We start from the raw sequence: 11,120 nt of genomic DNA on the forward strand, positions 1-11,120 counted from the left end.
TTCCTTAGGTTGCTCTTTCGGCGTTTCCTTGGGTGGCTCTTTTGGCGGTGGGGGCGGTGGAGGGGGCGGCGTATCCGGCAACAACTTCACTGTAGTGATTTGCTTTTTATGCGTAGCGCCCCCTGAAAATAATTTTTTGATGCCATAAACAGCACCCGCCAACACAGCCAGCACTAGCAACGCAATCACGATGCGTGTTGTCCATAAACGCGCGGTAGGCACTGGTGTTTCGTCTGCCACGGCATCCATTTCATGCAATGCCATGCTTATGTCCCGATCTTGCCGGTGACCAGGCCGACATTTTCAATTTGCAGGCGATTGACCAGATCAATCACACCAATCACACCGGCATAAGGTGCTTGCGCCTGGCCTTTAATCATGACGTTGAATTTGGGGTCCATGGCCTTGGCCTGGTTGAGTTGCGTTTCCAGCTCGGCCATGCTCACACCAACACCATTAATCGTCAGCGTGCCGCCCTGCTGCACCTGCACGATTTTGATATCGTGTTTTTCGGTACTCGGCTTGTTAGACGGCTTGGGCAGATTCATGGTCAGACCCTGCACACCAGCGGTGGTCATCAGGATAAAAATCACCAGTAACACGTAAGCTAAATCCAGCATCGGCGTGATATTGATGGTGTCGTAAGGTTGAGCGTCGTTTTGTACCTGCATGGTTTACTCCACCACTTTCTTGGTCACCAGGCCAACTTCGGTAATGTCCAGCCGTTTACAGATTTCGAGCACTTCAGACACCTTTTCATAATGCGCCGCAGCATCGCCTTTAAGCACCACGGGCAATTCAGGGTTGCTGCTTTTATATTCAGCCAGACGCTGCTCCAGTTGCGCCATATCTACCGGAAACGCATCCAGGTAGACACTGCCGTCACTGGTCACCGTGATCGCGCGCATTTGCGGTTTAGCCAGTGCGGCCGAGTTCACGGTGTGTGGCATATCGACTTTGACGCCTTGCACGGATGCGGTAGTCATGATGATAAAAATCACCAGCAATACGTACGCCAGGTCCAGCATGGGCGTAATATTGATTTCATCGTAGAGCTGGTTCTCTTCCTTGACGCCTTCTGACATCTCGCGGCCTTATTCCTTACCGTACAGTTCAGCGGTGCGGGTAATGAACTCATCGACAAAAATCTGCATGGCGATGGTGATGTTTTTGACACGGCTGGCCAGGTAGTTGTACCCAAACAAGGCTGGAATCGCTACGCCCAGACCGGCCACCGTGGCCAGCAACGCAGCGGCAATACCTGGCGCAATCGCGTTGACGTTGACGTCACCCGCCGCCGCAATCGCAGCAAAGGTGATCATCACACCGACGACGGTCCCCAGCAGGCCGAGGAAAGGCCCCCCGGAAATCGCGATGGTGAGTAATACCATCATGCTGTTCAGGCGTTGGGTTTCACGTACCTGGTCGGCATCCACCGCTGCCTTGATGGCATCAATCGATGCGCCGCTTAACTGTACTTTGCCGTCATGCTCGCGTTTTTTAATTTCACGCAAACCGGCTTTATACAAGCCAAACAGATTGGAATTGGCATAAGTGCCGGTCTTGTCCAAGTCCAGCAAGTCCTTGGCAGAGGCTTGCTGGAAGCGTTTGAGGAATAAGGCATTATCTTTATCGGTGCGCACCACCAGACGGGCTTTGCTGATCATCACCCAGACGCTGATAGCGAACATCACCGCCAGAATGCCAATCACCACCTTGGCATCGACGGTCAGGCTATCAATCAGGATGCCCATGTAGTTGGCTTCGCCACCCTCGCCCTCTTCTTCAGCGTCGGCTGCCGTCACTTTAACGATACTGGCATCCGCCCCTTGTGATTGCGCTACCAGTGCCAACCAGGCCGCGCTACGGGCAGTGACAGCCAGTTGCAACTCGTCCACTTCGGCATTCAGATTCTGACCCAGCGTGAAGCCAGCTGCGGCCTGTGCATCGCTGGCCGCCACCTGGCCTGCGACTTGGCCATTGACATAAATAATGGCCTGGCCACCCTGAAACACCAGCGCAATATGCTGCCACTGGCCAGGCTTTAATTCACCCGCTTGCGTGCTTGCAGTTCCTGCCTGCAATGCCAAAGCGCTGCCTTCCAGCTTCAATGTGACGTTACCGCTTTTAAAGATTTCAGCGGTTTGCGGCAGGTTGGCAGGTTTTAACCACACTGACCAAGTGCTACCATTAGCCAAAACTGGCGCCATTGGCAAAGTGATGGTCAGCGGGCTATTGTTCAGCGTGGCACTTTCGGCAATCAGACCGGCCTTTTGCACCGTTGCATTGCCACTCGCAGTCAGCTGGCTAGGGCCGCTATCCTTGAGCAAGGCATTGTCTGAAAAAGCAAACCGCGCCAGCAGGGCCGGGTCATTGAGCGCTTGGGCATCGCTGGCTGCCTTGGCACTTTCGTTACCGGTATATAAGCTGATCGCCAGGTCTTTATTAGCGGCAGATACTTGCGGCAACACGACCCATGCCACAGCCAACTCATTGACTGCGTCATATTTTTCCAACGAGAATTTGAGTTCCGTCTTATCATCTGCAGCGATAAAACGCAGGTCTGCGCCATCTACATTGGCACCGGTAAAATCAAAGTTGCCAGAATGCAGGCGCACCAGTACCGGTGCCTGGTTCACAGCCTCTTTAATATTGGCGGTCTCTATCGTAATTTTTTGTTGTGCAGCCCAATCTGCATTCCAGGCGGCAAACACGGACGTGGACAGGCTGAGCCCTAATAATCCAAGCAATAAACCAAGTTTTTTCTTCATAGCTTCGCTGACGAGTTAATTCGAGTGGCAAGTCTATAGAGCGAATGTTGCAGACACATTAAGATCGGACTAGTCGGACTATGCCTGCCTGATATCCTTTTTTGGGGCATAAAAAAAGCCCGGCGAACCGGGCTTTGTCGTGCATTGCAGACGTGGGTAGTCTTAAGATTGACGGCGGGCAGCGATCAAGCCAATCAGGCCCAAACCAGCCAGAATCATGCCGGATTGTGTCGGTTCTGGCACAGTGGCGGCATAGGCCAGACTACCGGTACCGGACAAACCCAACGCGGTGTCATAGGCAAAGAAAGCATCTGAAGTATCGGCATAACCAGCTACTAGGCTAAAGCCAATGGCCGGGCTGTTTGAGTCCACAGACCACTCCAGGCCAGTAAACACGCCGTCCTGGAATACGGCAGTGGCATCGGCCAATGCTGGTGTGCCCAGGTTAAACAGGCTGCCACCGAAATTGAAGTTCAGGCTGCTCAGGTTGAGCAACTCAGTGCCTGATGCCAGCAAACCGGCATCATCAAAGCTGAACTGGCCCTGGTAGCTGGTGCCATTGTAATAACCAGACTCCACCTGACCTGCAAACTGCAGGGATTGAATGGCCGCCTGGGCTGGCATGGCTATACTTACAGACGTTGCCAGCAAAGCGACCAGCGTGATTTTTTTCATTAAATAATTCATTGCAAAATTCCTTTAGTAAACATTAAAGTATGAAATCTCTGGCGGGTGACACTTGTTTCGCGGTCAAGCCTTTCAGGGTCACTAATGGTTTGGCTACTGCCGGGCCTGCGGCACCGTCAGTGTCCACCATGACCTGCACGCCACCAGTCACATCCACCAGGCTCAGGTAAGCACCGCTAAGTGCGCTATTGGCAGAAATTCCCAGTGAAGACAGCAAAGCTGTCAGTTGTAACTTGTCGGCATAAGGCGTGAAGTCAGTGATAGTGTCTCCGGCGTCTCGCATGCTGCTATACACAAACACATCATTGCCAGCGCCTCCGGTCAGCGTATCCACACCCAGACCACCATTGATGATGTCATCTCCGGCAGTACCTACCAGTACGTCGCGGCTGGCAGCGCCGTTGCGCGTCACGCCAGGCGTGGTCGTTGCAATGGCCAGGTCAATCAGGCGGCCGCTTTTGTCATACTGGTTCTCCAGGCCGTACAAGTTGCCGGTGACTTCATCGCCATCGGCATTGCTCAGACGACCCAGGCCACCTTCGGCTTTAGGTGACTGGATATAGTTGGCCAGAGCTTCCTGGTAGGTAATGGTGAACGGGCTATCTTCAAATACCACGGCATTGGCTGCGAATGGGAAGCCATCGCCGCCTGCAGCAGTAAAGTCAATCGTGGTGAAAGAGAATGTGCGGCTGTTATTGATCACCACACCACCATCAATCAGCACAGTGCCATCATCCAGCACCACACGTTGAATACGGTTGCCCGTGCCCTGGGTGGTTCTGGCCGTGTTGCGGCTGTCATACACTACTTGCATGCCGGAGATTTGTGGATAACGGCCATTGGCGCGGCCAGTCGGGCTGGTATCGCCATAACCATGTTCCAGCAAATCTTTCAGTTGCGTGGCATTGACAGCCGGCGCACGTTTCACCAGGTTGGTAAAAGGCAGCACATTGAAGGTATCGCCGATAGACACATTGCCCACTGTTGCAATATTGGTACGGATACCGCCACCATTCTGGATCGCTACCTCAGTCTTGCCAGCAAATCGCATGGCGTCTGCCACCAGGTTACCGAGGCCGGTTTCAGCGTTACGTACGCCAGCCACAAAGGTACAAGGCAGTGCAGCACACGTGGTATGTGTCGGGCCGTTCAATTTCACCGCAGTGGTGCCGATGATTTGTGCGTTTAATGCAGAAATATAGTTCAGCACGGGTGTCACTACTTGTGCCTGGATCGCCGTATCGCCACTTACGCGGTCAGCATCGGCCGTTGCACCAGTCACGCGCATCATTTTGCTGGACTCAATGCCAACAAAAGTGCCATGGGCATCATCAATGGTGAAATTGACCTGGCCGACATAACGGTTACCGAAATGACTGGTGAGTACCGGCACGGTACGGCCATGTGCATCGACGGCATTCACTGGATGTGACGTATAAGTCGCTGCCACGCCACCATTGATCAGGGCATCATCAGGGTCCACCATCAACTCATGACCACCACCGGACAACACCAGATCCACGCCGGTCAGGGCTGGGATCACCACACCGATTTCATTCGCGGCATTTTGCAAATGGCTCATCAAGATAACGGTCGTCACGCCTTGTTCGCTGCGCAGACGGTTCACTTCTGCCTGAATCAGCGGGATCAATGCTTGCAAGTTTTGCGCTTCAGTATTGCCTGCGTCATATCCAATCACGTTCACCGCGCCTGGAGAGGAGATATTCGGCAACAAAGGTGTCGTTGCACCCACCAGGCCGATTTTATGACCCGCAGTGGTCGTAATCACTTTGGAAGGCGCAACCTTACCACTGGCTTTTAAGGCGCTGAATTCGGCGGTGGCATTAAAGTTCAGGTTGCTGGAAAGATAGGTGCTGCCGGATACTTTGGCAAAACGTGCAGCCACTTGCGGGCCCAGGTCAAACTCGTGATTACCGAACACCATGGCGTCAAAACCGATTTGGCGCAAGGCAATCGCATCGTAAAAATCCTGGCCGCCATCGGTGTAGCTATTGGCCAGATTGTTCAGGCTGGCGGTGAAACGCGGGCCTGGCAAGAATGCATCACCAGCATTCAACTTCAGTACAGTGCGGCCCTGGCTGGTCGCCGCGGTTTCTGCATTTTTAATCACAGACGCCAGGCGGTCAATGCCGCCGTAAAAAGAAATGGCCTGACCAGCGTTATCGCGCAAATTGCCTTGCGCAGACAACAACCAGCTTTCCTGGTCACCCACGTGTAACACCGTCACACCCTCGGCCCAGGCAGCACCGGCAGTCAATGCCAACGCCACGCAAGCCGTTAATTGTTTCAGTTTAAACATTGCTCTCTCCATACATGCCGTGACGCATCACGGCATGCACTCATTCAAGTATTAACGTGATTGACGACGACGTACCAGGGCCAATACACCCAAGCCAGCCAGCAACATGCCTACGCTGTCAGCTTCCGGCACTGGTGTCACCGCTGCGACAGTAAAAGCAGTGGTGTTAGGGATCAACGTTGCAGAAGCACTGTTATTCACGGTGTCTACGTTCCAGTTGTTGACATTAGCCACTTGCGCTTTGTAATCAGCAAAATTGCTCAGGCCGTCACGCACACCGTTGTACTCGGCGTAGTCAGGCTCGCTGGAAGCACCGGCTTTGGCAGTCAGTTCAATGGCGTTCACGCCCGCAGTCAGACCTGTGTTGGTCAAAGAACCATCTGTTGTAAATTTGCCGTTGGTAATCGCGCTCAGGAAAGTCGTTGGCGTGGTGGCGCCAGTACCCTGGTAGGCATAAACGGTTTCGCCAGAATTGGAAATCCCCCAGTTGCTGCTGCCGCTGACAGTGACACGGGACAACACGCCGGTAGAGGCAGACAGGGTGGCTTTGTCGTAAGCGGAGAAACGCACCACAGACCCTGCGCTCACAACGTCACTGGATACCCATTGGTTGTAGCTTTCGCCTGTATTGAAAGCACTGCCTGTCCACTCGTTATCGCTGAAGTAGATAGTGGTATTGGCGGCGATATCGACAAAGGTCACAAAAGACAGGCCATCTTCATCGGCGTTGAAGGCGGTGAACATGATGTCACCGGCATTCAGGGCCGCGTTGGCTTGGCTGGACAGCAACAAAGCTGCGATTAAACTGATTTTTTTCATAAAACTATCCTCTCACTAGATATTTAAAAAACAAGGTATTGATTGATTAGGGTTTTATTGATGATTTAATTACCAGCGCACATCCCTTTGTGCGTCCAGCTGGTTCACGGCTAATCCTTTCAAGGTCACCAGCGGTTTGGCAGTCGCCGCACCGGCAGTGCCGTCGGTGTCGATTTGCAATTGCACACCACCTGCCACGCTCACCCAGCGCGCCACGCCATCAGTAAATGGCTGGCTACCTGTATAAGCTATGCTTTGCAGCAATTCGCTGATCTGCAATTGGTCTTCACCTGGCGTAAAGTCGGTGATGGTGTCAGTCGCATCACGCATGCTTTGATAGACAAAGGTGTCGCGTCCGGCGAGGCCCGTGATAGTGTCCGCACCCACGCCACCCGTGATGACATCGTCACCTGGTGTGCCTACCAGCGTGTCACGCTGCGCGCTACCTTGCACAGACTTCACCAGTTGCAAGCCCACAATGACCGGGTCGTGGTCAGAAGAACGGTAAGGGCTGTCGCTATAGAGGTCTTGCGGTTTGAACTCGGTGTTGTAATCAATCACAAATGGTTCGTCTGCGTTGATATGCCAGTGCACCGTACCCGTAACTTGTGTGGCCAAATCGGCATTGGCCAGGGCATGGTCCAGGTAGCCAGACTCACCATCAAACACATAGGAATATCCGGCCTGCTGATTAAAGCGTGCAATCTGATCCTGCAAGCCAGCGTTTTCCAGCACCAGCACCGGATCCTCTTTGCCATAGGCATTCAGGTCGCCAATCACCATCACATCGGGATCGTTGGCCTGGTTTTTAACGGTCTGGATAAACTGGGTGAGCTGATTGGCTTGTGCCAGGCGCTGTGGGTTATAGCAACCCTGGCCATCGCCCTGATCCTGGTTTGCGCCACTGGCATCCGAGCAACTCTTGGACTTGAGGTGATTCACCAATACCGAGAACTTCTCACCGTTGGCTGCCTGAAAAGTTTGCGCCAGCGTAGGACGGTTATTGACGCTGTTGGCATCAGACAATGCAGCCCCTGCTGGCGTCAATCTGGCCGGTTTGTAAATCATGGCCACCTTGATCGCATCCGTACCTGTGCCGTTGGCTGGATCAGCAATCACGGCATAAGTATTGGCCCCCAACACACCATTCAGGCCATTGACCAGGTTTTGTGCCGCAGTTGTGCCGTTATTCTGGATTTCCATCAAGCCAACGACATCGGCATTAATCGCAGTCAGTGCACGGATAATTTTTTGACGCTGGCGGTTAAACTCCACCAGGTTATTGGCGCCGCGGCAATTAGAGGCCGATACGCTATTACCCAGGCTGCATCCCTGGCCACTTTGACCACTGGCCGTGGCACCGTTGGTGAAAGTAGTGAAGTAATTGAGTACATTGAAACTGGCCACCTTAACGTTGCCGCCTACACTGGCAGGCGCCGCTGTACGCGCATTTTCACGGCTAAACTGCACCGCTTCTGTCGGATGCAATTTGTAGTCACGCGGACCCGGATTGGATGCAGTGATCAGGCCATGATCTATCACCCCGGTCAGGTTTTCCACGACGTCACCAGCGCGCAAGGTATTGTCTTCGCCGATAAATGGAATCGGGTTGGGGTTTTGTACACTGCTGCCATCATCCAGCACCAGGCGGCGGCGGGCATTTTCATCTGCCAGTTGTGCGGCAGCCGCTGAGTTGGCCGGATAAATATTGCTAGGCTTGATCATGCGGCCATCTGCAGACAAGGTCACCTGACCATAACGTCCCTGAAAGTAATTCTGTGAAGCTGTCATTGGCGTGGTGATGCGCACCAGCATGCCCTCATAGGCTTCCAGATCGCCTTCGGTCACTTCCGGCAATGTGATGTCTGTTGGCAGAATCACATTGTTGCTGCTCAACACCTGCAAGCCGCTGATATTGATCAGCTCGGTGATGGTGTTGAATTCTGTCACGCTGGCGGTCATGCGGACTTTCTGGCCTTTGCTCACCGTCGGTGTCACGCCCGAACCCAGGTAAACAAAAATACCGTCAGAAGTCTGTGGATTGCCATCGCCGCTGGCATCTTGCATGTAAAAACCATTCAAACCCGGGAACACAGCCGTCACCACACCTTCAGTGGTCACGGTCTGCCCATTGAGTGGACTCACTGAGTCCACGCCCAAGGCGCTGCCCTGAATCTGGAAAATACGGGTAATGCTGCTGCTTTGTACATTGATGCTCACGCTGCACGTGGCCGTTTGCGCTTCGTTGTTGGCAAACTGCACGTCAACAGCATAGTTACCCGCTGGCAGGCTGCCATCCAGTTGCAAGCTCGCACTGGCTGACTGACCATCACTGCCCGCGGCGACAAAGTTGCTCAATGTAATACCGGCTGGCGCAGAGGCTGACAAGGTTGCCGCATTGACGACGCTGTCCGCATCAGACGCTTGCAGCAATACCGAATCCGCTTCGCCCACTTGCAAAGTCACTGCCGGGCAAGAAGTCACAATCGGCTGATTGGTGCCCGTACCACCGCCACACACGTTCACCGCACTGCTGCTGTTACGTGGCGCAGGTGCACCTGTCACAAAGTCGCTGCCGTTCTGGTTGGTATCCTGGCAGCCATTATTTTTGCGTAACAAAGCGGTGCTGCTGTTGATTGCCGAAGCAACAGCCCCTTCAAAGAAATTGGCCGTGCCGTAGCCGACCAGGTCCACAATCTGTGCCAGCTGAGCCGGGCTACACACCACAGAGCCACCGTTACAGGCCAGGCCAGTGTTATTATTTACCAGCACGACTTTGCCATTCGTGCCGCTCATGTCGGTAGCGTTATTGCCCACATCAGGCGTAGGCAATGCCAGGCCATTGGCCGCACTGCGCAAGCCCACCAGGTAATATTGGCCAGGCTGTAACATGCCAGACAGCGCAGTCACACCGTTGGCAGAGAAATTACCGTTGCCAGTCGCGCTGGCATACTGCACAGACCAGCCATTGATATTCACCGCGGCTGCACCAGCATTGAATAATTCAACAAAGTCCTGGTTATAGACACTGCCCTGGCCGCCATAAATCTGGCTAATGACCACCTCGGCATATACAGGAAGACTCAGGGAAGACAGGCCTAGCCAGGCTAGCGCCCAATGCATTTTTTTAAATTTCATTCAGGACTCCGAAGTTTTTATGACTCGATAAAATCCTGAATACTTTAGCAATCTATATTGCTGTCAATGTTAAGTTTCATACCAACACGCTAGGCAGGTCGGACTAGAAAACCACCTTAAATCCGCGGCAATTGGTACAGTTTTTGGTCAATGACCAGACCTGCCTACTAGTCACATGCACCAAAAGCGTGCCGGATGGCTTGTCCTACATGAGATTGCGCAATGCCTGATACCGACAAAAAAGTGAGCCGCTTACAGTGTGAGCTTTAGAACCATGTATGCAAGAAAGGACACCAATGGCAAACACACATGAATCTTTACTCGACAAGGTCGTCGCCCTCGTGCCAAGCATTGAAGGTGCAGCTCCTTTGGCGGAAATGATGCCCCCTCTCCCTGAACCACCCCAAGCCGACCCGGACATGCAATTGGTACTGGATGCATTGACCGCGCTAGGTGGCAAACCGATTGAAACCCTGTCGCCTGCTGAAGCACGCGAGCAACCAACACCGGCAGATGCCGTCAAGCGCGTGTTGCAAGAACGAGGTCAATTCCCAGCCACCGCACAGGTATCCAGCAAAGAAATCAGCCTGCCCGGCGGGCCACTCGGTAACATTCCTGCCCATGTCTATGCCCCGGCAGGCGAAGGACCGTTTCCGATCATCCTGTATTTTCACGGCGGTGGTTTTGTGCTTGCCGACAGCAAAACTTATGAGGCATCGATTCTTGCGCTCGCACAAGGTGTACGCGCCATCGTGGTCGCGGTTGATTATCACCTGGCACCCGAGCACCCATTCCCGATCCAGCCCGATGAAGCATTCGCAGCCTACCAATGGCTGCGACAACATGCAGGAGAATTGAATGGCGACCACCAGCGCATCGCCGTCGCCGGGGAAAGTGCTGGCGGCAATCTTGCCGTGGTGACGTCACTGATGGCGCGCGACAAGGATGTACCCCTGCCGATCCATCAATTACTGATTTATCCGCTGGTCAATAACGATACGCAGAATGCGTCCTATACGGACAATGCCCATGCCAAACCGCTGAATGCCGCCATGATGCAGTGGTTTTTTCAACACGACAGCCAAGCCACAGAGGCTGATAGCGCTTATGCGTTACCAGACAAGGCAACGTCCCTCAAAGCACTCCCACCCACCACCCTCATCACGGCGGAAATTGATCCTTTATATGAGGAGGGACGCGCATTTGCCGAACGGCTACAACAAGATGGTGTGCCTGTGAGTTATCGCCATTTTGATGGCGTCACCCATGAGTTTTTTGGCATGGCCGATGTCGTCGCCAAAGCCAGGGAAGCACAGGTGTTTGCGATTGGTGAGTTACGCAAGGCCTTTGCTGGCAACGGGAAAATACATTAATCACACAGAAAT

Annotated in this window: 8 protein-coding genes and 1 pseudogene; 1 reads left to right on the plus strand and 8 read right to left on the minus strand. The window is 53.5% G+C overall.

Annotation, left to right across the window (positions count from 1 at the left end):
- The 8 genes and pseudogenes from B3355_RS04030 to B3355_RS04065 all read right to left on the minus strand — a co-directional run.
- Nucleotides 1-264, minus strand: a pseudogene (locus B3355_RS04030) (TonB C-terminal domain-containing protein); the annotation flags it as partial.
- A gap of 2 nt (nucleotides 265-266) precedes the next feature.
- The gene (locus tag B3355_RS04035) at nucleotides 267-671 is read right to left on the minus strand and encodes an ExbD/TolR family protein (RefSeq protein ID WP_019883050.1); all 405 of its coding nucleotides are present in this window, start codon (nucleotides 669-671) and stop codon (nucleotides 267-269) included.
- 3 nt (nucleotides 672-674) lie between these two features.
- Nucleotides 675-1,085: an ExbD/TolR family protein gene (locus B3355_RS04040; protein WP_019883051.1), complete on the minus strand. Its 411-nt coding sequence runs from the start codon at nucleotides 1,083-1,085 to the stop codon at nucleotides 675-677.
- 9 nt (nucleotides 1,086-1,094) lie between these two features.
- Nucleotides 1,095-2,771 carry a DUF2341 domain-containing protein gene (locus B3355_RS04045; protein WP_292780444.1) on the minus strand — a complete coding sequence of 559 codons (1,677 nt, stop codon included), beginning with the start codon at nucleotides 2,769-2,771 and terminating at the stop codon, nucleotides 1,095-1,097.
- 162 nt (nucleotides 2,772-2,933) lie between these two features.
- Nucleotides 2,934-3,446 carry a PEP-CTERM sorting domain-containing protein gene (locus B3355_RS04050; protein ID WP_292780447.1) on the minus strand — a complete coding sequence of 171 codons (513 nt, stop codon included), beginning with the start codon at nucleotides 3,444-3,446 and terminating at the stop codon, nucleotides 2,934-2,936.
- Between the two features lie 34 nt (nucleotides 3,447-3,480).
- Complete coding sequence (locus B3355_RS04055; protein WP_292780449.1) at nucleotides 3,481-5,778, minus strand: 5'-nucleotidase C-terminal domain-containing protein; 2,298 nt, start codon at nucleotides 5,776-5,778, stop codon at nucleotides 3,481-3,483.
- A 51-nt stretch (nucleotides 5,779-5,829) separates the two neighbouring features.
- A complete protein-coding gene (locus B3355_RS04060) occupies nucleotides 5,830-6,597 on the minus strand; it encodes a PEP-CTERM sorting domain-containing protein (RefSeq protein WP_292780451.1) in 768 nt (255 codons plus the stop codon).
- Nucleotides 6,598-6,666: 69 nt separating this feature from the next.
- Entirely contained in the window at nucleotides 6,667-9,735 is a 3,069-nt protein-coding gene (locus B3355_RS04065) for an ExeM/NucH family extracellular endonuclease (RefSeq protein WP_292780454.1), read from the minus strand.
- A 296-nt stretch (nucleotides 9,736-10,031) separates the two neighbouring features.
- Between B3355_RS04065 and B3355_RS04070 the strand changes: the two genes are divergently transcribed.
- Nucleotides 10,032-11,108, plus strand: coding sequence for an alpha/beta hydrolase (locus tag B3355_RS04070; RefSeq protein WP_292780457.1), 1,077 nt, complete (start codon nucleotides 10,032-10,034; stop codon nucleotides 11,106-11,108).
- Nucleotides 11,109-11,120 lie beyond the last annotated feature (12 nt).

The sequence above is a fragment of the Methylophilus sp. UBA6697 genome (assembly GCF_002454655.1).
GTDB lineage: Bacteria > Pseudomonadota > Gammaproteobacteria > Burkholderiales > Methylophilaceae > Methylophilus.